We start from the raw sequence: 24,621 nt of genomic DNA on the forward strand, positions 1-24,621 counted from the left end.
CACATTCTTATTTAGACGATATTCAAAAAATAAAAAGTGAACAGGGCAATAGATCTGCTGAATTTTATTTAATCCAGCAGAGACACTTTAAAAGAGAATATTACTGTCAAAAGGCGATGATAATGTCATAGAGCTCATTAAATAGAAATAGTACAGGAGAGCGGAATATCCTGCTCTCCTGTACTATTTCATTTGCATAATATTATCTGCTGTTGCTAGGCAACCATTGATTCTTTTGGTTTTTCTTTTCTTACACGCTGCTTCCAAGTTTCTTTAAGGTAAGGCATTACCCAACGGTCCAGACCATATCTGCCAGCATTTGCACCAGCGATAGCAATGAAGATTCCCAAAATAGCCATTTGCGGATTTGTAGATAATGTTCCGCTTAGCAGGAAAGAGAAGTTCATAACAACACCCATAAGTGCTGCAAGATTTGTGAAAATACCTAAGATTAGTCCAAGTCCGATAAATACTTCTCCCCACATAACAGCGATTGAAAATAGTCCAGAGCCTGGAATTGCTACATTTTCAAGGAACGTGGCCCACCAGCCTGGTACATCCGGATTGCCTAGAGCACCTTGCAAATAACCACCTGCGTCAAATTCTCCACCTGCTATCTTACCCCAGCCAGATGTTAACCATGTATATCCAAGATAAAGTCGAATAACTACCCAAAGCCCTGCAATATATTTGTTTGTTCTCAGAAAATTCATCATGTCAATCTCTCCCTTTATTTAATATATTATTTGTTCAATATTTCACATTTAATTATTTAGGATATCCTTTATTACACTTTTATAATAACATGTGATTTATAATTCGTAAATAGTTTTTTGTGAATTTATTCACATAGTTTGAACGAAATGTGAAGGTAATTTATGGATATTTATAGTTGTATCAAATTGTGATATAACTATAGACTTCTATATCACTTTATGATATATTTCCATTGTATCGTTTTATGATATATCTTAAAGTGATACTGGAGGTGATTGGTTGAAAAAGTCGGAGCAATTAACAGATTCCATGTTTTATATTATGGCTGCTTTAACGAAACCGAGGCATGGCTACGCTATTATGAGCCTTATTGAAGAAACAACAGGTGGCGTCATTACAATAGGTCCTGCTTCCATGTACACCATTATTAAAAAGCTGTTAACACAGGAATGGATTTATTTGCATGATGGATCAGATTCAAGACGTAAAACATACCTGCTTACCGAAAATGGCAGAAAAGTATTGGCTGAGGATTTAAAACTTAGAAAACAAATGATTCAATTAGCAGAAACAGGACTGAAGGAGGCTGAAGAATGAGACAGACAAAATATATGATGTCAGGCGGGCTGGCTTTTTCTGAGGAGAAGGATATGGAAAAATTGCGCCGATTATCTTTGAAGGGCTGGCATGTCTGTGACTTTAAATTTATGGGATATATTCTGGAAAAAGGAGAAAGCTCGGATTATATCTACTGTATTGATTATCGTTCATTAGAAGATGGAGAGGAAGAAGAATACTTTGACCTTTTTTCATCGTCTGGATGGTCGCATGTTGCTTCGGAAGGAGATATGCACTTATTTCGAGCGAATCCAGGTACAAAACCGATTTACAGTGACCTTGATACAATAGCAGAAAAATATATAAGCTCCAGTAATACCATGATAAAATTTGCGATTCCGTTATTTTTTATAACTGTACTGTTATGGGTAGGAGCATTGATGAGCTCCGGTGTCTTACAATCTATTCTTTTTACAGCAGCTGTTATTTTCAGTGTGATTTTCATTCTTATAGCCTGGACTTCTATTTCAGAGTACTCGAATAAATGGAAGACAGAAGGTAAACATCGATTGGCCTCTCTAGGGAAAATGACACTGCCCCTGCTCTTATTGATCGCTGTTATTATTATGTTCTTTGTTATTGAGACAGATTATGCTATTCAAATCTTAACATCTATGATTATTGGAGGGATTGCACTCCCAACTATTATTCGGGGTATCATATCGCTTCATCATATAATCAGCAGAAAAACAAATGAAAATAAACGTTAAACAATTCTTGCCCTTACCATACTGCCTTTTACAAAAGATAAATTACCAGGACCAATCAAACTTTTTGAAACCATATGAATAGTAGTTTCGTATAATAAAACAAGAAGAAATTTCGTTTTTAACCGGACTTTTACATCTTTAATCATTTTTTATCAGGAAATAAATATTAGTCACTTATTATTCTGTTTTATCCAAATTTTTTGGTTTATTTACGAAAAATATCCGCAGCCTCATTCTAAGAACTAAAGAGCGAACACTTTGAACGAAGTCTTATTTTATCTAGTAATAAGAAAGGAGTTATCGATTATGAATACCTTATTAACAGTTGCAAACCTTAAAAAATCTTTTAAAGATAAAGAAGCTCTAAAAGGAATCTCTTTTGAAGTATACCGCGGAGAAATCATGGCTATACTGGGCCCGAATGGCGCCGGAAAATCCACTACTATCCGCAATATTATGGGAATTATGTACCCTGACAGCGGAGAGATTCATTTCCATCAACAATCAGGGAAAGGGATTCCCAAATCAAAAATTGGTTATCTGCCTGAAGAAAGGGGTCTCTATAAGGATGTAAAGGTCATGGATATCCTCTTATACCTCGCAGATTTAAAAGATTATCCATTAGATAAAGCGAAAGAACGCATCTTCATGTATTTGAAGAAATTCGATTTGGAAGGAAAGGAAAATACTTCTGTAGAAGAGCTTTCCAAAGGGATGAGCCAAAAGGTCCAATTCATCGGTTCTATTCTTCACGAACCGGAGTTGCTTATTCTTGACGAGCCTTTTTCTGGCTTAGACCCTGTCAGTCAAGAGGTTTTTAAAGAGGAAATCGCTTCTCTTGCAGCAAATGGAACGGCAATTTTACTTTCATCCCATCAAATGAACCTGGTAGAGCAGATGTGTGACCGTCTCTTTATGATACAGCACGGAGAAAAAGTAATTTATGGAACATTAGATGATGTGAAAAAGCAATATGCTAATTTCAAGTGCGTCTTACATGGAGAGAACCCGCCCGCTCTGTTAGAAAAAATTCCTGAAGTCGACCGCATTGAATACAGCGGTAACCGCTCGATTCTTCATCTGCCAAAAGGGATAATCCCACATCAATGGTTAAAACAATTACCCAATGAATTAGATGTACAGGAACTACATATTAACCGGATTTCTCTCCATGAAATTTTTATTGATATTGCCACTGATAAGCATCTTGTTTCTCAGGAAGGAGGTTCATAGAATGCAAAATTCCTTAAAAGTAGCAAAATGGGAGCTAAAAAGAAATCTAAAAAATAAAACATTTGTGATTGGATTATTTATTACACCAGCTATATTTATCTTATTTTTCTTTTTAGGTTCTTTATTCTCAGATTCTGATGATACGGACACTGCTGAAAATATGACCGTATATATTAATGAAGATATTGGATTTTTTGATGAAATAGAATCAGTAAATAAAGAGCAGGATTTTGGATGGGACTTGCAGACTACAGATACACCCCAATCTGAAATAACAGAGGTTGATGAACCTTATACAGCTTATTTATTTATTAATGAACATTCCTTGGAGGAAAATCGGATTGCTACATACACCAGTGAAGAAGCTGATCCATTATTTCCTGGGCAATTACAGGCATTAACAGTTCCTTTACAGGTAATCAAGGCAGAAGCATCCGGTCTCAGCCAACAGGAGATAAATCAGCTGATGGAGCCTATCTCCTTTGTAGAAGGTACAAACCAAGGAGAGGGAGGATCCCCTTCCAGTATTGAAGAAAATTCCCTGTTTGATTTAGATAATCCCTGGGAAACAATGATACCCGGTGTTTTTGCTGGTATTATTATGCTTTCTATTACATTTACAGGAATGGCTATTTTTCAGAGTGCATCTCAGGAGAAAAAAGATAAGATTGCAGAAATTATTTTATCTTCTTTAACCCCTTCAGAGCTGATGCAAGGGAAAATTATTGGATACTTTATGTTAGGTCTTATTCAGGTGGCAGTCTTTATTGGTATTTTACTTCCATTTGCTATTTGGCAGACAGATATTCCAATTTTAGAGAATTTGTTTGTACCAAGAACTATTTTCTTTGTGTTGATTGCTCTCTTAAGTTATCTGATGTTTGCATCTATTTTTGTTGGTGTTGGCGCAACCATGTCTGATGTTTCCAGCGCAGGTAACCTGCAGGGCCTTGTCATGATGCTGCCATTCTTACAATTTGTTGTTATCGGGCCAGTTATCAGTAATCCAGATGGGATTGTCGCTACTGTGAGCACCTATATTCCGTTTACTGCCCCTTTAACATTACTCATCCGGCTGACCTTGTTAGACAGCTGGCCATGGATAGAGGTTATCATTTCTGTTGCAGTCATTATTTTAAGCATTTATGTTTTTATGAAACTGGCAGGAAAGATTTTCAAAGTCGGAATTCTTTTATATGGCAAGAACGCAACTCCAAAAGAAATTTGGAAATGGATTCGTATGTAGTAAAAAGTTGAAAGTGCTTATGCAGGCTGTTCTTTAGCTGAATGAGCATAATTGAATGGCAATTCTATAAAAACAGAGACTGGAGCAGTGAAAGCTCCAGTCTCTGTTTTTCATGTTCATGCATACACTGACAGAAGCATACATATCCTGTATCATATTGCTTTTTAATTAAGAACAGGGTTTAGACAGACTAATATTGATTAGTGTAAGCTGCTATCTTTATTTCCTCTAAATGCGTTTCTTTCAATATAAAAGGAGGATGTTTATGAGCATTATCGTTTTCCATGGATCTACACGCAAGAACAGCAATACAGAACTTCTTACTTATGAGGCAGTACCTAAGAATCAGGGTACACATGTCTATTTACGCGATTACACAATCCATCCAATTATCGACCAAAGGCATGACATAAGCGGATTCACACCTGTGAACGACCATCATACTAAGCTTATTGATCAGCTGTTAGAGCATGATACGGTCGTTTTTGCGACACCTATTTACTGGTACAGCATGTCAGTGCTTATGAAGCTGTTTATTGATCGCTGGTCACAAATCTTAAGAGATTCTGATTACTCTGATTTCAAAGAGAAGTTATCACAAAAAAATGTATATGTGATTATCGTCGGCGGTGATAATCCATTTATTAAAGGGCTGCCGCTTATCCAGCAATTTCAATATATATGTGACTTCTATAAAATGCATTTTGCCGGCTACATTATTGGAAAAGCCAGTAAACCTGGTGATATATTAAATGATACAAGAGCTTTTAAAGCTGCCTCCACACTAATTCCTTTTGCAGATAATTAATTTACCAACAGGAATTTCTGCTAATAGCTTCAAAATTCAAAGCAATTTCAGAAATCAGGAATGGGGTATGGATACCCTGTTAAGAATTGTATTTATTTTCTAAAAGTAACTATTTAATCCTAAAAGAACATATAAATGCTAGTCTTATTGAATTATTTTTTGCTTTTCATGTTTAAACTCCTCTGTATTTAGGCTATTCTATTAATATCCAACCATGAACTTAATCTTAATCATCCAGAGGAGGATTTAATGGAAAAGAAAACGAAAAAGCTTTATCTATTATTAACAGCAATTTTTTTTATTATTAGTTTTTCTTTGCCGGCTTTAAGCTTGGCAGATAATAATAGTTATGAGGTCAGCTCTCCTGTCTTAAATATTCGGAGTGAGCCTTCTAATAATGCTTCCGTTGTCGGACAGCTTTCCAAAGGAGATCAAATTAACGTTTTTGATGAACAACATGGTTGGGTGCAAACCTATTATGGCGGTGAACCAGTGTGGATTGCCAAACATCATCTTATTCCAACCGGTAATTCCAATCAGGAGGAAGCGTCATCTGAAGAAGCTTCTCCAAGCGCATCCGGGACAGTTACTGTTTCTGCAGAAAGTATCTATGTCCGTTCTGGTCCAAGTACATCAGACGGAATCATCTCCTATGCATATAAGGGAGAATCATATGACGTTATCTCGACTTCAGGGGATTGGATTGAAATTTCTTTATCTCAAGGAGGGACAGGATGGATTGCAGCTTGGCTGACAACTGATGGAAATGGCAGTACGGAAGAAGCAGACACCAGTACCGATTCTGCTCCAACCGTGAAAGCAGCTCAGACACAATCCAGCAGTTCCGGTTCACTATCTGGATATAACATTGTAATAGACCCTGGTCACGGCGGCAAGGATCCGGGAGCTATCGGATTAAATAATGTCTATGAAAAAGATATTGTAAGTTCAACAGCTGATTATGTTATCCAGCAGCTGGAAGAAGCCGGAGCAAATGTCACTGTGACTAGAAGCGGCGATTATTTTGTTTCGTTGGATGAAAGAGTACAAATCAGTAACAGCTCTAATACTGATGCTTTCGTCAGCTTACATTATGATACTTTTTCTGCTGTTCCAGTGAGCGGTGTAACTACTTATTACAACTCAGATTCGGATGCTGCATTGGCAAGATCGCTTGACAGCACATTAGCTTCTACTGTTTCTCTGCCTTCAAGAGGCACACAGCAGGCCGGATATAAAGTGCTTCGGGAAACAAATGCTCCTTCTGTACTGATTGAACTTGGATTTATTACAAATCCAAATGATTTAACTGTTGTACAGACGTCGGACTATCAATCTAGTGTGGCCCGCGCAATTACCAACGGACTGATTAACCACTTAAATAATTAATACTATATTTCTCAGTTGTGATAAAACGGCTTCGATAATGCTTCGAGGCCGTTTTTCGTTACGAAGCTTAAACATATATGATTAAGCTGGTAGATTCCTTTAGAAACGCTATATAGCATGTTATACTTTAATCATTCTATTAGTCAAAAGTGAGGTATAGATATGCATTCTGCTATCGAAGAAATAATTGAAAAAACTCGTGAACAATTTCAAATGAATGATTTTTACTTAGAAAGCTATGATTTACTGAAATATAATGATAACCAAATTGTTTTAAGTATGAGCTGGCTTCCAAATGGACTCAGTAAAGAGGAGGAAGATTCAAATCCTGCAGGAACTGTGGAAATATCTGTGGATATCGATACAAAACAGGTAACAGAAATTGTTTTTGTGGATGAAAAAAATTTATTGCCCGAGGAACTATTTCCACAAGTGGATAACATAGAAGATATTATTGAATGGATTGAAGAACAGACACAATTAGAATATGGCAGACAATTCAAGCTTATGAAAGAAACAAAAGAAAATATTGAATTTCACGCAGCTGTGGATAATATAAAGCTTTTCCCCGGCGGCTCCTTAGATATTCACTTTAATAAAGAAGGAAGGTTATCCAGCTTTTTTGTACGCGGTTTGTTTGCAGATGAATCACAAATTCATTGGGAGCCTTTTAATTTAATTGATGAGACAGTTAAGCCTTTAGTGAAGCAGCACTGCAAAGTTATTGAGGTCCCGGATGAAGCTACTGCTGCCTGGAAGCCTTATTATGTTATATCCAGTTTTCTTATCCCGAATCAAGCTCCCGGCTCTATTATTTATTTTAGTGAAATAGAAAATAACCTTTCTTACAAGCCGCTTGATATTATCTTAACCTGGATAGAGCCTTCCACAGAGAAGTTTGAAAAAAAAGATATAGATTTAAAAAATATATTTACAGAGGACGAAGTTTTTCAAAACCGAGAGAGTCAGGATAACGACAAACCCATTCCCGATGATGCTATCGATCAAATGGTAATAGAGATAACGAATTTGCTCCGGATGGAGTTTCCAGACGAAAGCGGTCAATGGCGCTTAACCTCTGTAAAACGTGAGCAGGGCTATCTATTGGCAAGATTAGACCCCGCAGAAGAAACGCCAAGGGTCCTTTATCCATCCTTAATGCTGTGGATTAATCCAGTTACATTAAAGGTTGATAATTATATGGATCCGACACCCTTACTGGATGCTTTTGACTTCTTTGAAAAAGCTGAAGCAGTAAGAGTAAACAAAGAGACTGCCGCCGAACGCTTATACGAGCACATTGATTTAGAACCTGTATATGTTCGCGATCAGCAAACGAATATGTACCATCTATGCGGAAAGGTCACTAGTGATTTTTATGGTCTAGATGCTGTTTCAGGAGAGTTATCCACATTCGATGAATGAACTTGTGTATAAACCATAACTTTACCGGCATATATAAGAATATGACCTGTAAAACGTATACAAGCATATATATTAAGCATTTGTTTTTTTACTCCTATAAATTATAAAAGGCAGCGCTTATGTGTGCTGCCTTTTATAATTAAAATATTTATTATCTAAGATTTTCTCCGTTACTCTCTATAACAGCTTTATACCAATAAAAGCTTTTTTTCTTCATTCGCCGGAGATCATATTCCCCTTCTTCATGCTGGTTAACATAAACAAAACCATAACGTTTCTTGTATCCATTCAACCAGCTTAAAAGATCCGTAAATGACCATACACAATAGCCCATTACTTCTACCCCGTCTGTTATAGCCTTCTGTATAGATTTCACATGCGATTCAATGTACTCTATACGATAATCATCATTTATGGAGCCGTCTTCATCTACTTCATCGTATTCCCCAAGACCATTTTCACTTATTAGCACGGGAAGTTTATAGCGATTTGTAATTCTTCTCAAACCGATACGTAAACCCTCGGGGTCAATATTCCAATCCCAGTTCGTTCTGTTTAGATGCTCATTCATAACCGTTTTGTACAAACCCGGAATACCAGTATCCTCTGACGTCCCTTTTTCTCCGGAAGTATTAAAATGTCCTTCCGATGTAATACCATCTAAAGAATTTTTTTCAAAGGTTGTTGTCTGATAATAATTGACTCCCATAAAATCAGGCTTGCCTTCTTTTAACAGCTCAAAGTCCCTTTCCTCCACTTTTGGAGCTATCCCTTTACGTTCTAAATAATTCCATGCTGCTTGAGGATATGTGCCCCAGGTATATACATCCATCCACCAGTGACTTGTAAGCTCCTCGGCATTTTCAGCAGCAAGAACGTCCTCAGGCTTTGCTGTTGCAGCATACGCTGGTGAATAAGCAAAGCTCGGACCAATTTTCCCCTTTGGTACATAGCTGCGAAATGCTTTAATTGCAGCGGCATTCGCCAGACTGGCATGATGATTCACTTGATAAAATAACTTATCATCTTTGACTCCAGGAGGATGCATGGCAGTCTGATAACCTAATCTTGTAAAAACATTTTGTTCATTTAATGAAACCCAATATCTTACCCGGTCTCCAAATGCCTGATATAATGTAATACAATAGTTTGTAAAATCTTTTATGATTTGTCTTGATTCCCAACCGCCATACTCATCCTGCAATGCCTGCGGTAAATCCCAATGATAAATAGTCAAAATCGGCTCGATGCGATGCTTTATTAACTCATTGATTAAATCATTATAAAAATCAAGTCCTTTTTGATTTATTTCTCCTTTTCCATTTGGAAAAATACGAGCCCAGGATACAGAAAAACGATATGTTTTCATTCCCATTTCAGCCATCAGCTGAACATCCTCTTTATAACGATGGTAATGATCCACAGCTAGATCACCATTTGTTCCTTTATACGTTTTCCCTGGTATACGAACAAATTTATCCCAGTTTGAAATACCCTTTCCATCCTCATCCCATGCACCTTCTACTTGATATGCTGCCGAAGCAGCTCCCCATAGAAAATCCTTGGGGAAGGCCTTTAGATTCTCATATAACATGCCACATATCTCCTTCCACAACAGCTTAATATCAAAAAGTCTCAAACTCTAGTTTCCCGCGTTTATGCTTCTTCAAAATTTTTCACTTCACCATATCTCTCTGAGTGAGGAAATGCTTCAATGCACCTAGCATACCTGCATCGTTTTTATGCTTACATGTCTCAATTGGAACTTTTATAAATTCCCATTCCTTCTGCCGTTCCAAATGATTCTTTATTCTTTGGGCAAATCCTTCACGGGCGCTTACGCCTCCACCAATTAAAATTTTTTCCGGATTCAGTGTCCCTGCAATGTTAAAAATACCGAAGCTGATTCGTTCCATCCATTCTTCAACAAGCTGATTCGTTTCCGTATCACTTTCTGCTTCCTGAAATATGTCTATCCCTTCTATGACTTTATTTTCACCTAATCCTTTTTGCTTTTTATAGCTTTTAATTAAACTGGAAGTAGCCCCATTGTCGCTCCATGTTTCACTTCCAGGCTGACTTCCCGGTGTGAGCATATAGCCGATTTCTCCAGCTTTGAACTGATGACCATGAAATATCCTGTTATTTAAAAATATACCGCCGCCCACTCCTGTTCCAATTGTGATACAAATGAAATCCTGACAGTTTACTGCATTGCCGTTAAATTTTTCAGCCAACGCTACACAATTGCTGTCATTCTCCATCTCTATAATATAGGGAAGTCTCGCTTCTAATAGTGTCTTCAAATTTTTGCCGTTCAAAATAGTGATAGCACCGGCATCTTCTGTATAGCCCGTTTTTATATTTACAAATCCCGGCATACTGATGGCGACCCCTGCTATATCAAAACGATTCTGATAAGCTTGCACAGTCAGCATGATATCCGTTAAAAATTGATCCAGATTGGACTTCCTTGTAGAGTACGCTCCCTTTTCTATAAAAGTCCCATCTTCAAGTAAAACAGCGTGTTTGACTTTTGTGCCCCCTATATCAAAAGCAATATACTTATTCATGAATATCTCTTCCTTCCTAGAAAAGTTAGTATTTACTTTGTCAATTTGACTGAATCCGCTTTAAAAATTTAAAGCATTTATTGATTGCTTAAGAAAGAGGAATGTTAAAATTATGAATGAAATATTATTTATATTTTCGTTTAAGCTCCACCATTATTTTTAAAACGAATTGATTTCGAATATCATGTGCTAACGAACCTGTAATTTCGGATCCGGACACGATATATTCTCTGCCATCCTTATAAACAATGACATAACGAACGGGCACAACACCAGCTTCTCCAAAGCTATCCTGACGAGTTTCATTACGATAGATTACTTCTATACAGCTGAAAAGTGTGAATGAAAGAGTGCCATCCTCTTTAAAGAGCCAGCCTGGCAATACAGGCTGCAAACGAAAATGTAGTAAATCATTTTCCCAGTCATACGTAAAGGGTTGTTTACCTATAAACATTAAAACCCACATATTTAGAAGCTCCACTGTCGAACCGCTTAACCGGGCAGCAAACCCCTTGCCCTGGATAGAGGTATCAGGATTTACGCTGCTCGCTATAAAGGATGAATTCTCTAAAATGCTTCTGCCGTACTTTACAGGGTCCATAAATGGTACCAGAGCAGATCGGATATCATTATAAAATGCCTTAAATAATCCCTTGCTTAACAGTTCTAACAGATATTTATATTCCATATGCATAAATACGGATTCATTTTCTAACCAGCCCGGTGTAAAAAACTTAATTCTTCCAAGTTCAACCGGTTCCTCATTAATAGACATACTCGTTTTATACATTCCGAGCTTCGCATCAAAAATATCAGATTGACGTACAGCGTTGTAAATTCTTTCCGCTTCAGCTATGGAATCACTTAATTTCAGCTTTTTAACGACCCCCTCTAAAAATGGAGTCACTGCATGCGGCTTACATTCACTTATTACCCCTGGATTTTCATCATCTTCTTCTGCTTCAAAATAAAAGTATGTTGGTATAAGATTTTGTTGTTTATACTTTTCCACGCTTTTCAATGCATCTTCTACCCGCTGATAATAGATTTCTAACAGCTTCATCGCAGCTGCCAATGACAATTCCAGATTATCTCCGTGAATACCCTTTTTTATTAAAGATCGGTAGGATTCTCTTAATAGACTTACATCATTCCAATATGACAATTGATCTTCCTTACTTTTTTGATTGGATTGACGAATTTGCGTTGCCAAACCATATATAAATTCCCGTGCCTCTTCCGGAAGAATGATCTTTTCTTCTGATGTAACAGAAATATTCTGTAATTGCTGCAGGAGCCTTTTTAATTCAAACAGCTCCGACGTACTCGCACCAAGCATGCCGGGTAAACCATTTAAGGCATCATTCCATCCTGGCTTTCCGGCTTCCATCTCGATGCCCAACCCAAACGGTGCAATCGTAGAGGTTTTGATGGCGGCAAGTAAAAACAGCTTCGAGAATAAGTTGGTTTCATAAATTTCCCCTTCTCCAAAATTACCTCGAACCCATTGTTCACTATTTTCTTCCTGCTTCCTTTGTTTTCTCTCATCAACTTGAACAGCATCGTATTGACGAAGTCTTCCTTCATTTTGTATATATTTTTTTGTTCTTGGATGTACATATGCCGGACTGTCATAAAAACGATAGGATGTATCAAAAAATACGCTTTGTACTCTATCTGGATACATTGCTAAGTAACTATCTAGAAGATCTAAGTTATATGTCCAATGATCTATCCAAAATCCCTCTCCATGCTCTGCTTCTAATGCTTCTTCACTAATTGCAAGAATTTCCGTTAAAAAATTTTCAAAAGAGATAATTAGGTGAACAGAATTATCTTGTACAAACTTCAAAACATCACCTGGCGCAAATGAATTACTTAACAGCTCGTATATTTTGTTATCCTGCACCTCCGACAGGCCATATTTACAGAAACTTATTTTTCTACTCTTCAGCTTATACCGCACTTCTTTAATAGAAAGTGGATTATACCCGTCAAGCTGAAGCAGGTTAACAAAATGCCTCAGATTATAATCTCTTAATTTCGGATTAAATATCACATCAAGGCGGCGGTTCTGATTAATATCACGATAATTCCCATTACCTTGCGAATAAAAAGTCGGACTGATGGAGAAAAAATTATAATCACGTTCTAAATCTCCGTGCTTCCGGGAATAAAGATAAAATGGATGATCCTTTTTTGCACTCTGAAAAATCATCGGAAAACCGCCGCGCAGGCCATTGTCCAAATGACTTTGCTTTACATAAGCATCAAATAATGGTTCCCCCGTTTTCGTTTCGACGACACTGGTAAGTTCATCGGTTATTGTTTTTGCTGTCTTTTTATATTCCGTTATTTTCTCATATCGAAAATTTTCACGTATAAATTTTTTTATCTTACTGCGATTTTCTCCATATCCAATCAGAGACACAATACGAAGCTTCTCCCCCGGTGCAAGCTTGTCAGCTAAGGCTGTAAATCCTCCCGATACTTTATTTACAGGAATTTGTTCCTTCTCTATAAGTGATGATATAGATTCCGAATGAAATGCATCAGGAGCTTGCAGCGTAAGATTCTTTCCAAAAACCAGCTCACGGTCATAGAGAGGTTTCACTATGTTTTCTTTCCCATTTAAAACAGCTAAACTGCTATAGAAATTCCCATCATATATTTGTGAAACGTTCGCATTATCTGCTATACTCCCACGTAAATGATAAAAATTAAACTGGTTATCGATTGTTTCCACATCAAACCAGCTTTTCAACGTATTACCTATCTCTTTATAGGAAGCATTCGGTAACCCCCCGGGTAAAATCGTTGCCAGACCGTCTATGATTTCAATATCTTTCTCTTCTTCATCATTATTCTCTAAAGACACTTCTCTGACAAGACCCGCTAATGGAGCTTTAGGAAGGGTGAAATATTCAACCGTTAAGATCAATCCGTACTTTTCATTATAATATTTAAGTATTAAATGATTTTCATTTATTTTTAACTGTTCACGCACAGTTTTATTATCACTAGTAAAGGAAAACGGTTCAAAAACAATCTGTTCTTCTTTCTTCCGCAATTTAATGAAGGTTCGGAATCCTTGAAGCGGAACCATTTGATAAGCTTTATCTGCCGGGAAAAATTCTGTCATAGCAGCATCCTTATCCCGTATACCAAATCCAGCCATTGCCTGCCCTCGATTAACATAAAATGCCCAGAGCGGTATTCCGTCTTTCCCCGCAATACCTGGCAAAAAGCTAGAAAAAGGAGATAGGCTTTGAAAATCCTCTATAATAAATTCATTGTTATCTGTTAATTGATACATTAGCACACCGCCTTATTCAAGCAATCATACGTTATATGCGTTTCTGATAGCGTTTAAGATTCCCTTATAATTAACTCAGAATCAATTAAAATAGGCGCTATCTGTTTTTCATTTGATATCAGATCATGTAAAATATTTGCGGCCAGCTTTCCAAGCCTTCCTTTATACTGTTTGACAGTGGATAATTTCGGACTGCTGTAGCGGCAGGCATTTATATCATCACAGCCGATTATTCTAATATCCCGTGGTACCTGCAGACCCTTTTCTTCGATTGCTCTCAAAGCACCAAATGCCATCAAATCAGATATAGCGAAAACAGCTTTAGGGTACGGTTTTTTATCCAAAATCTTTCTCATAGCCAAATAACCGCTTTCCTCATAATAATCTCCATACTGCATCCAATCACGTTTTATTTCCATGCCCAACTGCTCCATTGCATTTTCAAAGCCTATTTTTCTATCTCTGGCTACTGCCGACTCACGTAACCCTCCAATATATCCAACATCCCTTATACCATCCAGATACAATTGATGAACAACATTGGTGGAAAGCTGAATATTATCCGTCATAACATAGCTGACACCAGGTCCGCTTAATTCAATATCAATCCCGACACAGGGTATCCCGCTTTGGACTAATTCCTGCGTACTTTCTTCAATTTCATCCCCGGCAATAATCACGCAGCCCTCAACATGATAATACCTGCACCTGGCCAAATAGCTCCCATTATCATGTCCAAAACTTTCGTCGGAAAACATGATAATATCATATCCCATCATTCCAATAGTCTTCTTAAAAGCACTAACCACTTCACTGAAAAACGGATGGTTAAAATCGACATTAATTTTACCTGCATAGATTAAAGCAATCAGCTTAGACTTTTTCGTTGAAAGTGTTCTTGCCGTATAAGTAGGCTGATATTTATTCTCTTTAATTGCATCCATTACCCTTTTTTTGGTTTCTTCGCTGACGCCGCTATAATTATTCATTACTTTTGAGACTGTTGATGGCGAAACACCAGCTATCTCAGCTATATTTCTGATTGTAAGTTTCATGGAATCTCCTCAATATTCATAAAGTTTATCTCTGGTTATTTTAAGATTTTACAGCTCCCTCTGTGATACTCGCTATAAATAATTTGTTAAATAAGAGGAAGATGATAACCAATGGAATCGTCGCCCAAAATACACCTGACATTAACATACCATAATCGACTTTAAATGTGTTATTGAGTGAGGCTAATGCAACCTGTATCGTGTACATCTCCGGATCACGCAGAACTGTAAACTGCCATAGGAATTCTCCCCATACGGAGGTAAATACAATAATTCCTAATGTTGCAAAAGCCGGAAGAATGATTGGGAGCACTATTTTCCAGTAAATCTTAAAATTAGAGGCACCATCTAATTTTGCTGCTTCAATCAATTCATCTGAAATCGATCCGCTGATATACTGTCTCATTAAAAATATCCCTAATGGATTAAGAAAGGACAAAATCATAACCCCTTGTAAAGTATCCAGCAACCCTGCTTTTGCGATTAAGAAATACTGAGGAATCAATCCCAGCTGAGGCGGGATAATCATTGTCAACAGAATCGCAATGAAAAGGATATTCTTACCGGGGAATTTAAATTTTGCAAACGCGAAACCGGCTAAAGAGCTAATCAGCAGCACCACTATCGTAACAACTACACAAAGTATCAGTGAATTCCACATTGCTCCAAAAAAATCAATTTGCTGTAATACCTTCTGGAAATTCTCAACCAGCATATTTCCAGGCGTAAGCGTAGGAGGTATAGAATTATAAGCTGCACTTGGACGTGTCGCCATTACAAACATCCAGTAGAACGGGAAAAGAGATAAAAGAGATGCCAACGTCAGGAAGCCATACATTAAGATCTTGCTGAATGAGAATTTCTTGGAACCTACTTCTTTCATTTACCGGCACCTCTTTTCTTTTTTCTCCCTATACCTGAAGTCAGATATAAATTAATTGCCGCCAGAACTGCAATAAAGATTACTAAGATAACTGCTGTTGCAGATGCTGTTCCAAATGACTGGAGTCTGAAAGCATCACGATATAAGTACATAACAATGGTCATTGCTTCGCTTCTAGTAAAAGCACTCTGTCCAAGAAATACAGTTGGCTCGGAAAACAGCTGTAAAGCTCCAACAGTAGAGAAAAAAACAGTTAATAGAATAAAAGGTTTTAGAAGCGGCATGGTAATATATCTTAATTGTTGAAATTTACTTGCCCCGTCTATCGTTGCAGCTTCATATAAATCACGGGGAATACTTTGTAATCCTGCCAGATAAATAATCGTATTGTATCCGATCCATCTCCAGAAAACCATTAAAGAAATTGCAATTTTAGTACCCCATTCTGAAGTAGCCCAATTTATAGGATCAAGCCCAAACAACCCTAATATATAATTTGCCATGGATGAATCCTGATTACTGAATAAAACACTAAATACCAGTGCAACTGCCACCATAGATGTAATATAGGGCATAAAAATTGTTACCCTGTAAAATTGTTTAAACCGCAAAAATACCTGATTTAATAAAAACGCTAAAATAATCCCCACAATTAACTGCGGGGCAGTTCCCAATAAGCCCATAATGATTGTATTATAGACAGATTTCCAAAAAAGAGAGTCTGTCAAAACAATTTTAAAGTTATCCAGCCCTACAAATTCCATAGGCGAAAGCCCATTCCATTGCTGAAAGGCTAAATATAGACTAAACAGGATTGGAAACAAACCCACACAAAAGAAAATAATAAAAAACGGTGACACATATAGATACCCCGAAATCATATCTTTTTTCTCTTCCGACAGATACCTTTTCTTCGTTTTTTGTTTCTTTTTTAAGGAGACCATGCGTTCACCCCGTTTCTAGTAAGCACATGGATACGGCGAGACGCCGCCATATCCATGTTAAATGTTCTTTTTGAGCGTCTTTTTTAACGACTGACTAAGTCCTCAGCGCGCTGTACTGCTGCATCCCATTCTTCCTCTGGATCAGCACCTTCCTGTACATTGGTTAAAGCTGTTAAAATTTCATTGTTCACAGAAACATATTTCTCCCCTTTATAAACAGCATCCGTAATATCATTCGCTGCTTCACCAAATACCACTGAGGTTACTTGGCCGCCGAAAAATTCATCTTCATTCGTTTTAAAATCATCCATTTCATATACTGCCGGCGCTGAAGGGAACAGCCCATGGCTCTTGAAGGATTCTAATTGATTTTCAGGAGACGTTAGCCACTTTATAAAATCATAAGCTTCCTCTGCATGTTCTGTTTCTGCCGGAATTGCAAGAAATGATCCGCCCCAGTTTGCAGAAAACTCTGTTGGCAACGTTGCAACCCGGAATAATCCTGAAGCATCAGGCGCATTTCCTTCCATCCAGCCTTTTAACCAGCCTGGTCCTAACTCAGCAGCAAAATCCCCATTATTCACTGCATTTGCCCATTCAGGAGTCCACATTTCAAAATTCCCTACAAGTCCTGCTTCATTTAACTCTACTGCATAATCATATGCCTGTTTAACGGGGCTTCCTTCTTGATTAACAATTAACTCCCCTTCTGGATTCAGATGTGTTTCTGGTGCTGCATCCAGATAAGCCCGATAGGCCATTTCCATACTATCCAGAAACGGCTTATCCGTTTCTTCTTTTACCTGTATAGCTGCTTCCTTCAAAGCTTCTGGAGAATCAATCAAATTCGCCACTTCCTCAGGGTCAGTTGGCAATCCTGCATCTTCAAATACATCTGTACGATAATATAAAGCTTTTGGCCCTATATCAGTTGGCAATCCAAACATAAAATCTCCATCTATATTTTGTCCTGTATTCCAGGACCAATCCTGATACTGACCCTGCACTTCTTCCGCACCCTGATCAAATAAGTTAACAAAGCGATCCTGAGCCTGTTTAAAACGGTCTAACTGATCAACTTCTACCATAGCGATATCTGGAGCCCCAGTTCCAGCTGATATAGCTGTAAATAGAGCATCATGATGATCTGCATTCTCTGAGGTTTTGAACTTAATTTTCACATTGGGATTTTCTTTTTCATATTCTTTTAATAATTCATCATAGCCTGTTGCTCCAAATGTCCAAAAATTTAATGTAACCGTTCCATCCGAGTCCTTGCCATCTGAACCCGATGCATCGTTATTGCTATTACAAGCAGTAAGTATAGATACTAGACCTAAAATGATTAATAAAGAGAGCGCTCGTTTCATTTTTCTACCTCCACATTTATTATTTATTATCTTCATGACCAGCCCTTGCATCTGCATAGTAAATATAAAATATAGCCCCCCCTTTGCGTGTTTCATATACTTTGTGAATATAAAATATAAATATTACGGAAACCGGTTTCTAAATTATATATAGAAAGCGGTTTCATATGATGATTATATTCTCTAATCAGCAAAAATACAACTACTTTTTTATAATTGTTTCAAATTATACAGAAACCGGTTTCCAAAACAAACATCGCTTCTTATATATCCGGAGATGAATTATGACAAGTTTTTTCTCCAATTATGTCGTTCTTTACGGATTTATAGGGCATTCTTTATTTAGAACCCAATAAGTCACGAAGGCGTCCAGTTCCACTTCCATTGCCTAATTAAGCTCATGGAATACTTTAATGCTAATTGCTGTCTGCGTAAAAGCAACAGGGATAATCCCGAAAATCAGTACCAAGCCTGGTAATTTGAAAATAATAACAAAGATAATTACAGCAGATACCAGCTGAAAGATGATGCCTTTCAGAGACGAAAAACCGGCTTTTAAAACGACTAAAGATAATTCATAGATTGATAATTTATAGTGAACTATAGCTGGAAATAGATAAGCCCAGACAATCAGCAAAATAATTGCCATGAATATAACAGCAGCATACATTATTATCTGGATTTGTTCCGGATAGTAAGCGGTATAAATAAAGTTCATAATGACAATAAATGTAATGCTTGAAAAAAACCAGCCCAATATATTCGCTGTTTTAAAGTTTTCTTTATAATATTGCTTAAAAATATAAGAAAGTGACTCCACTTCTCTTTTCAACAGCCAGTGTCTGACCACTGCAAAAACCGCTGCTATGGAGGGGAAGATTCCCAGAACAATAAAACCTTTGAATATATGGATAATCCATAATATTTGCAGGCTGAATATTTCAAAGATCCAATCTGTAAGCTTAACTGTTTTTGACATAGCATCCTCTCCTCCTTTTTAATTCAACCATATTATTTTATGTAAACGGTTTCCAAAATTGATTATAATTATAAAAATTTATTTCGTCAATATTATTTACTTAACTTTCGCACCTAAGAATAAACATATAAACCTTGCTGTTCCAGGATGTACATGGTCTCAATTATCATGCTTGCTTTTAGTTAACTCATCTTTTTATTTTTTGAACAGGTTATTGTGTATAGCTTCCGCTCCGGCCAACCACTCCGCTTTCCATGGGGACGGCTTCAGCTAACTTGAAAAGAAACCCGCTTTTCAAGTGGATCTTCAGCTCGCCCTGTTCCCATAGGAGTCTACGTGGTTGGCCTGCGCTCTAATAGGATTCTACAGCGCATGGAAGAAATAATATCCTGATGAAGTTAGATGAAATCATCGTTTTTTAGCCTAAATAAACAATCATGCTGGTGTTTTAAACGGTTTTTAGCAGTTCAAATCATGACAACATGAATAAATCATATCGAGAATAGCTTTCATGCACCAAAAATAAGGATTACTGAGCATCTTTACCATAAAACACGAAAAATTTGTTCCGTCAGATCCGCCTTTTATTTGTTCAGTTATTTCAGTATAGAATACCCTGTTAGCGGAGGCGGACCGTTTTAACTCCTGAGGGATTAAGCACCATCTGAAGATCCACTTTTGCCAAGTGATCTTCTTGGCAAAAGTTAGCTGAAGAGCGTGCCCCTAGGAAAGCAAAACGGTCCGCCGTAGCGATCGCTGTACACTTTACCTTCTATATTTGTCAACAGATATATGGAGGAAATGATCAACCCCCTGTTCCTATGGATAGGAAGTTACTTTTTAAGGTGTGAAAGTTGAGTTATTTAAAATAACGCATAAGGAATTGAGCCTTAGACAATATGCTTGGTAAAGGCTGCATCTGGAATTATCAAATTTAATTTATGCATAAAAAAAGCGCAAAATGCGCTTTTTTTTAAAGGTCATCAAAACCATTTAAATCACTTGTTTTTGTATATTGACGTGATTTCTGTTCAAAGAAATCTGTCTTCGTTCCATCGACATTATCTACATAAGCACGAATCCATTTCATTGGATTCTCCACATGTTCTGGATAAAGTTCTTCTAATCCCATCATACGCAGCATTTTATTTGCCCGGTATTTGATATAGCCGTCAAGCTCATCCATATCGATTCCTTCAATACCTGCAAGTACATAATGCGACCACTCTAATTCCAGTTCAACAGAGCTTTGGAAATGATCATAAATCCACTGGATGAATTCTTTATTATTGTACTCTGGATTTTCAGCCAGTGTAGCCCGGAACAGCTCTGTAATAAAACGGCCATGCTCCAGCTCATCACGGTTAATATAGCTGATCATCGTGGATGTCCCTACCATTTTATTTTGTCTGGCCAAATGGTAAAAGAACGCAAACCCTGAATAGAAAAACATTCCTTCTAATAGAGAAGTATATACTAATGTCTTAAGGATATTTTCCAAAGTCGGATTTTCGACAAATGCATTATACTGTTCTGTAAGCAGTTCATTCCGCTTCATCAATAATTCATCTGTTCTGCCTAATTGAAACGATTCATTCTGCTCGTTCCAGGAAACAACAGAAGATAGCACATAAGAATAACTTTCATTATGCACAGCCTCCTGCTGGGCAATAACCGCCATAATAGATTGGACAGAAGGATCTGTTGCATACAGTGAGATTAACAATGCTGTCCTTGTTTGCGGCGCATCCAATGTGGATAACAGTCCAATTATCTTCAAATAAGCATCCTGCTCCTCGTTACTTAGTGAAGAGAATTGTTTTACATCACTGGACATGTTTATTTCATCCGCCTGCCAGTAGTTTCCGACAAGTCTTTTATACATTTTATGCCAATGTGGATAAGCAATATCATTCCAGTTCAAAATCCCACTTGATTTGCCTCCGAATAAGCCCGTTGATTTATTTGGAAAACGCGGTTCAAGCGTTTTAGCCCGTTCAAGCATAACTTTTTGCATTATCTAGCACTCCTTCCAGCCACTGTTCGATCTTATTCTCCTGCGAACCGCGCGGTGACTGTTCAACTTTAAGAACCGGAAAACTGCTTTCATAAAAACGAGCTAATTTATCTGCAGCCCTGCAGAATAAATCATCCCCGCCAAATTGTGTATCTCCAGTTCCGAAAATAACCATATTTCCAGGTTTATACCCTACTTCCAAAACAAAGTCCTTTACTTCATCTGGTGTGGACCCTCTATCCCAAGTGAAGGTCCCTAAAAATACAAGATCATAATAAGCGGGGTCTTTGAGGACATCGATACCGATACGATGCCACTCAACAGTTACCCCTTCTTTATTTAAAAACTCCCCAATATACGAAGCGACCTCTTCTGTATTACCGCTGTAGCTTAAATACGCGATGAGTATCCTCAACTTTGACACCACTCACACTCTTCGACATCATTGGATGTTGAACGAACATAGTAAGTTGTTTTAAGTCCTTCCTTCCATGCCTGTAAGTGTAAATCCAGTAATACAGACGCACGAATCGTATTTGGAACATAAAAATTAAATGATAAGCTCTGGTCAATATGACGCTGGCGTTTTGCGTTCTGGCTGACAGAATAACGCTGGTCGACAATATACGCAGAACGGCGGTATATATTATACGTGTTATGATCCAATGCCGGAGCAGTTACAGGTATTTTAAAGTCTTTCTTCTCTTCATGATAAAATACTTGGAAAATCGGATCAATACTTGCTGTAGACCCGGCAATCATTGCTGTTGTAGAGTTTGGTGCAACAGCCATCAGGTAACCGTTACGGATACCATTCTCTTTGACTTCTTCTTTTAACGAAGTCCATTTAGAGTCCGTGTAGCCTTTTTGGTCGAAATAAGCTCCTGTACTCCATTTACTGCCTTCATAAACCGGATAAGACCCTTTTTCCTTACTTAACTCCATACTGCTTTTAATCGTTAAATAAGCAATATTCTCATAAAGCTCATCAGCATACTGAACTGCTTCTTCTGTTTCCCAGCTGATTCCCTTTAATGCTAAAAGATGATGCCATCCAAATGTTCCGAGACCAATCGCCCGGTATTTTTGATTAGTAATTGTCGCTTGCAAAATTGGCAATGTATTAATGTCAATAACATTATCCAGCATTCTCACCTGAATAGAAATTAAACGCTCCAACACGTCATCGGAAACAGCTCTTCCCAGGTTAATAGAGCTCAGGTTACAAACCACATAGTCCCCAGATTGATATTTTCTTACAATTGTATTTTCATTTTCTAAAAACTCTTCTACAAAAGATGTCGGTGATTGATTTTGTGTGATTTCTGTACATAAGTTGGAACAATAAATAAGACCTTCATGTGAATTGGCATTTTGACGGTTTACTTCGTCACGGTAGAACATGAATGGTGTTCCTGATTCTAATTGAGAGCGCATCAGACGCTTCATTATTTCAATAGCCGGTACTTTTTCTTTTGATAAATCTTCATTGGCAACACATTCTTCATACTTCTTACGCCATGTGCCGTCACCTTTTTCTTCATCATAAAAGTCCTCTAAAGAAAAGCCCATTACCTGACGTACTTCATGTGGGTCAAATAGATACCAGTCACCACGCTGGTCAACCTTTTCCATAAAGTAATCCGGCAAGCATACTCCGGTAAAGATATCATGAGCACGCATGCGGTCATCCCCATTATTCAGCTTTAAATCCAGGAATGATTCTATATCTCGATGCCATACATCTAAATAGATTGCTATTGCACCTTTACGTGTGCCAAGCTGATCAACGCTGACTGCTGTATTATTCAATTGTTTAATCCATGGCACAACACCGCTGGACATCCCTTTAAATCCTTTAATAGAACTGCCTCTTGCACGGATTTTCCCCATGTAAACGCCGATTCCTCCACCGTTTTTGGAAAGCTTGGCAATATCAGTATTACTATCATAGATTGCCTGCAGGCTGTCATCCACCGTGTCAATAAAGCAGCTGGAGAGCTGACCATGCGTTTTTCCGGCATTCGTTAATGTAGGCGTAGCTACAGTCATATATAAATTACTCAAAGCCCAATATGCTTCTTGAATGTATTCAATCCGCTTATTTTTCGGCTCATCCTGCATTAAATGCATAGCAATAACTAACCAACGTTCCTGAGGAAGCTCAAATACACGCTTCTGATGATCTGTTGCTAAATAGCGTGTTGCAACTGTATAAATACCTAAATAGTTAAATAACATATCTCTGTCCGGCACAATAAGGCTGCCAATTTGATCTATTTCTTCTTTTGAATATTTTTCTAAAAATGAGGCTGTATAGATACCTTCATCTGTCAACATTTTGATTAAGTGATAAAAGGAACCATATTTCTCACTTTCATCATAACCGCGATTGGCAGCAGCTTCTTTATATAAATTTCCTACATAAATACGTGCAGCTGCATAAGTCCAATCTGGATTTGCTTCATCTATATTTTCAAGAGCTGTCTGAATCAGTGTATCATTCACTTTTTTACTCGAGGTAACACCTTGTGTTTGTTTTTCTGCTTTTTGAAACCAAGAAGCAGCATCTACTTTTAAGCCTTCCGATGCATTATTAATTTTTTCTTGGATAGATGACGGATTAATAATAATGGTCATGTTTAAGCCTCCTGTAATCATATATATTTCTATAAAACAATTATTTGTAAATATAAAAAAATAACTATGTATTCTTCAAATGATTCTGTTGCTTCTTCCGTACAAATAATAAACGTCTTGCCGGGCAAATCTGCTGATTTATATTTTTTATTATTAAAAGCAATCCGCTACCCATACTAGATGTAGTAGATTGCCTCATTTTTGAATACCATAAGTTGGTGGGATATCCCTGATTTGTATTAGTTTCGACATTTCAGTAATTATCCTTTCACTTTCACAATATACTATATATAGTGTTAATCAGTTTTGAGTTCGCCCACATCTTGTATTAAACACTATCATAGATTATTCAACTACGCAAGATTTTAATTCAAGATAGTCTGTTTTAACTAGACTCTATTTTTATCTTTTTTTCTTCGTAAAGGCAGGTAATTTCTGCTTTCTTTAGAAGCTTAAAAACAAATAAAAATTATATTGTTTTTATCTTTCAATAAAATCTCTACCAAAGATACTATTTACTATTTCACTTTTTATTAAACTCAAGTTCTCATTATAGCTTAAATTAATAGAAAGAAAAGTATTTAGAAGTGATTTTTAATGGTAATTTTTTATCCACATCTCCCCCTGTGGATAAGGTGTGGATATTAAAAAGTTATTCAAGACATTTCCACAGTATTATCCCCAAATATATTTAAAAT

19 protein-coding genes are annotated in these 24,621 nt (G+C 37.2%); 7 read left to right on the plus strand and 12 right to left on the minus strand.

Annotated features, from left to right (window positions below; translation table 11 throughout):
• Window positions 1–215: 215 nt before the first annotated feature.
• The gene (locus tag MHH51_RS20770) at window positions 216–716 is read right to left on the minus strand and encodes a DoxX family protein (protein ID WP_339283385.1); all 501 of its coding nucleotides are present in this window, start codon (window positions 714–716) and stop codon (window positions 216–218) included.
• Between the two features lie 280 nt (window positions 717–996).
• Between MHH51_RS20770 and MHH51_RS20775 the strand changes: the two genes are divergently transcribed.
• The 7 genes from MHH51_RS20775 to MHH51_RS20805 all read left to right on the plus strand — a co-directional run bounded on the left by MHH51_RS20775 (window position 997) and on the right by MHH51_RS20805 (window position 8,146).
• Window positions 997–1,314: a helix-turn-helix transcriptional regulator gene (locus MHH51_RS20775; protein ID WP_339283386.1), complete on the plus strand. Its 318-nt coding sequence runs from the start codon at window positions 997–999 to the stop codon at window positions 1,312–1,314.
• The gene (locus MHH51_RS20780; protein WP_339283387.1) at window positions 1,311–2,045 is read left to right on the plus strand and encodes a DUF2812 domain-containing protein; all 735 of its coding nucleotides are present in this window, start codon (window positions 1,311–1,313) and stop codon (window positions 2,043–2,045) included. Before MHH51_RS20775 ends, MHH51_RS20780 begins: the two co-directional genes overlap by 4 nt.
• Before the next feature lie 306 nt (window positions 2,046–2,351).
• Complete coding sequence (locus MHH51_RS20785; protein ID WP_147212716.1) at window positions 2,352–3,278, plus strand: ATP-binding cassette domain-containing protein; 927 nt, start codon at window positions 2,352–2,354, stop codon at window positions 3,276–3,278.
• Between the two features lies 1 nt (window position 3,279).
• The gene (locus tag MHH51_RS20790; RefSeq protein ID WP_339283390.1) at window positions 3,280–4,524 is read left to right on the plus strand and encodes an ABC transporter permease; all 1,245 of its coding nucleotides are present in this window, start codon (window positions 3,280–3,282) and stop codon (window positions 4,522–4,524) included.
• A 265-nt stretch (window positions 4,525–4,789) separates the two neighbouring features.
• A complete protein-coding gene (locus tag MHH51_RS20795; protein WP_147212714.1) occupies window positions 4,790–5,332 on the plus strand; it encodes a flavodoxin family protein in 543 nt (180 codons plus the stop codon).
• A gap of 249 nt (window positions 5,333–5,581) precedes the next feature.
• Window positions 5,582–6,721 (plus strand): N-acetylmuramoyl-L-alanine amidase, encoded by a 1,140-nt coding sequence (locus MHH51_RS20800; protein WP_339283392.1) that lies wholly within the window; start codon window positions 5,582–5,584, stop codon window positions 6,719–6,721.
• A 162-nt stretch (window positions 6,722–6,883) separates the two neighbouring features.
• Entirely contained in the window at window positions 6,884–8,146 is a 1,263-nt protein-coding gene (locus tag MHH51_RS20805; RefSeq protein WP_339283393.1) for a hypothetical protein, read from the plus strand.
• 151 nt (window positions 8,147–8,297) lie between these two features.
• Here the strand turns inward: MHH51_RS20805 and MHH51_RS20810 are convergent, their stop codons facing one another.
• The 11 genes from MHH51_RS20810 to MHH51_RS20860 form a co-directional block, all read right to left on the minus strand.
• Complete coding sequence (locus MHH51_RS20810; RefSeq protein ID WP_156985197.1) at window positions 8,298–9,740, minus strand: glycoside hydrolase family 1 protein; 1,443 nt, start codon at window positions 9,738–9,740, stop codon at window positions 8,298–8,300.
• 82 nt (window positions 9,741–9,822) lie between these two features.
• A complete protein-coding gene (locus MHH51_RS20815; RefSeq protein WP_147212710.1) occupies window positions 9,823–10,719 on the minus strand; it encodes an ROK family protein in 897 nt (298 codons plus the stop codon).
• Window positions 10,720–10,843: 124 nt separating this feature from the next.
• Window positions 10,844–14,035 (minus strand): hypothetical protein, encoded by a 3,192-nt coding sequence (locus tag MHH51_RS20820; protein ID WP_339283396.1) that lies wholly within the window; start codon window positions 14,033–14,035, stop codon window positions 10,844–10,846.
• Window positions 14,036–14,088: 53 nt separating this feature from the next.
• Window positions 14,089–15,090, minus strand: coding sequence for a LacI family DNA-binding transcriptional regulator (locus tag MHH51_RS20825; protein WP_339283398.1), 1,002 nt, complete (start codon window positions 15,088–15,090; stop codon window positions 14,089–14,091).
• 40 nt (window positions 15,091–15,130) lie between these two features.
• Entirely contained in the window at window positions 15,131–15,973 is an 843-nt protein-coding gene (locus MHH51_RS20830) for a carbohydrate ABC transporter permease (RefSeq protein ID WP_077602376.1), read from the minus strand.
• The gene (locus MHH51_RS20835) at window positions 15,970–16,917 is read right to left on the minus strand and encodes a sugar ABC transporter permease (protein ID WP_077602377.1); all 948 of its coding nucleotides are present in this window, start codon (window positions 16,915–16,917) and stop codon (window positions 15,970–15,972) included. Before MHH51_RS20835 ends, MHH51_RS20830 begins: the two co-directional genes overlap by 4 nt.
• An 83-nt stretch (window positions 16,918–17,000) precedes the next feature.
• Window positions 17,001–18,287 carry an ABC transporter substrate-binding protein gene (locus MHH51_RS20840; RefSeq protein WP_339283401.1) on the minus strand — a complete coding sequence of 429 codons (1,287 nt, stop codon included), beginning with the start codon at window positions 18,285–18,287 and terminating at the stop codon, window positions 17,001–17,003.
• Between the two features lie 388 nt (window positions 18,288–18,675).
• Window positions 18,676–19,266 (minus strand): DUF624 domain-containing protein, encoded by a 591-nt coding sequence (locus MHH51_RS20845; RefSeq protein WP_339283402.1) that lies wholly within the window; start codon window positions 19,264–19,266, stop codon window positions 18,676–18,678.
• Between the two features lie 973 nt (window positions 19,267–20,239).
• On the minus strand, window positions 20,240–21,283 hold the full coding sequence (locus MHH51_RS20850) for a ribonucleotide-diphosphate reductase subunit beta (RefSeq protein WP_147211809.1): 1,044 nt from the start codon (window positions 21,281–21,283) through the stop codon (window positions 20,240–20,242).
• Entirely contained in the window at window positions 21,264–21,710 is a 447-nt protein-coding gene (locus MHH51_RS20855) for a flavodoxin (RefSeq protein WP_147211808.1), read from the minus strand. The genes MHH51_RS20850 and MHH51_RS20855 overlap by 20 nt, the downstream gene beginning before the upstream one ends.
• Window positions 21,695–23,923 carry a ribonucleoside-diphosphate reductase subunit alpha gene (locus tag MHH51_RS20860; protein WP_339283405.1) on the minus strand — a complete coding sequence of 743 codons (2,229 nt, stop codon included), beginning with the start codon at window positions 23,921–23,923 and terminating at the stop codon, window positions 21,695–21,697. Before MHH51_RS20860 ends, MHH51_RS20855 begins: the two co-directional genes overlap by 16 nt.
• Window positions 23,924–24,621: the final 698 nt, after the last annotated feature.

It is taken from the genome of Oceanobacillus sp. FSL K6-3682, assembly GCF_037976165.1.
GTDB lineage: Bacteria > Bacillota > Bacilli > Bacillales > Amphibacillaceae > Oceanobacillus > Oceanobacillus sojae.

Bases quoted from the DNA above. Each gene is read 5' to 3' on its own strand.
- MHH51_RS20815 (WP_147212710.1), bottom strand. From the start codon at position 10,719: ATGAATAAGTATATTGCTTTTGATATAGGGGGCACAAAAGTCAAACAC.
- MHH51_RS20805 (WP_339283393.1), top strand. From the start codon at position 6,884: ATGCATTCTGCTATCGAAGAAATAATTGAAAAAACTCGTGAACAATTT.
- MHH51_RS20780 (WP_339283387.1), top strand. From the start codon at position 1,311: ATGAGACAGACAAAATATATGATGTCAGGCGGGCTGGCTTTTTCTGAG.
- MHH51_RS20790 (WP_339283390.1), top strand. From the start codon at position 3,280: ATGCAAAATTCCTTAAAAGTAGCAAAATGGGAGCTAAAAAGAAATCTA.
- MHH51_RS20820 (WP_339283396.1), bottom strand. From the start codon at position 14,035: ATGTATCAATTAACAGATAACAATGAATTTATTATAGAGGATTTTCAA.
- MHH51_RS20850 (WP_147211809.1), bottom strand. From the start codon at position 21,283: ATGCAAAAAGTTATGCTTGAACGGGCTAAAACGCTTGAACCGCGTTTT.
- MHH51_RS20785 (WP_147212716.1), top strand. From the start codon at position 2,352: ATGAATACCTTATTAACAGTTGCAAACCTTAAAAAATCTTTTAAAGAT.
- MHH51_RS20860 (WP_339283405.1), bottom strand. From the start codon at position 23,923: ATGACCATTATTATTAATCCGTCATCTATCCAAGAAAAAATTAATAAT.
- MHH51_RS20825 (WP_339283398.1), bottom strand. From the start codon at position 15,090: ATGAAACTTACAATCAGAAATATAGCTGAGATAGCTGGTGTTTCGCCA.
- MHH51_RS20795 (WP_147212714.1), top strand. From the start codon at position 4,790: ATGAGCATTATCGTTTTCCATGGATCTACACGCAAGAACAGCAATACA.
- MHH51_RS20770 (WP_339283385.1), bottom strand. From the start codon at position 716: ATGATGAATTTTCTGAGAACAAACAAATATATTGCAGGGCTTTGGGTA.
- MHH51_RS20830 (WP_077602376.1), bottom strand. From the start codon at position 15,973: ATGAAAGAAGTAGGTTCCAAGAAATTCTCATTCAGCAAGATCTTAATG.
- MHH51_RS20835 (WP_077602377.1), bottom strand. From the start codon at position 16,917: ATGGTCTCCTTAAAAAAGAAACAAAAAACGAAGAAAAGGTATCTGTCG.
- MHH51_RS20840 (WP_339283401.1), bottom strand. From the start codon at position 18,287: ATGAAACGAGCGCTCTCTTTATTAATCATTTTAGGTCTAGTATCTATA.
- MHH51_RS20845 (WP_339283402.1), bottom strand. From the start codon at position 19,266: ATGTCAAAAACAGTTAAGCTTACAGATTGGATCTTTGAAATATTCAGC.
- MHH51_RS20810 (WP_156985197.1), bottom strand. From the start codon at position 9,740: ATGTTATATGAGAATCTAAAGGCCTTCCCCAAGGATTTTCTATGGGGA.
- MHH51_RS20800 (WP_339283392.1), top strand. From the start codon at position 5,582: ATGGAAAAGAAAACGAAAAAGCTTTATCTATTATTAACAGCAATTTTT.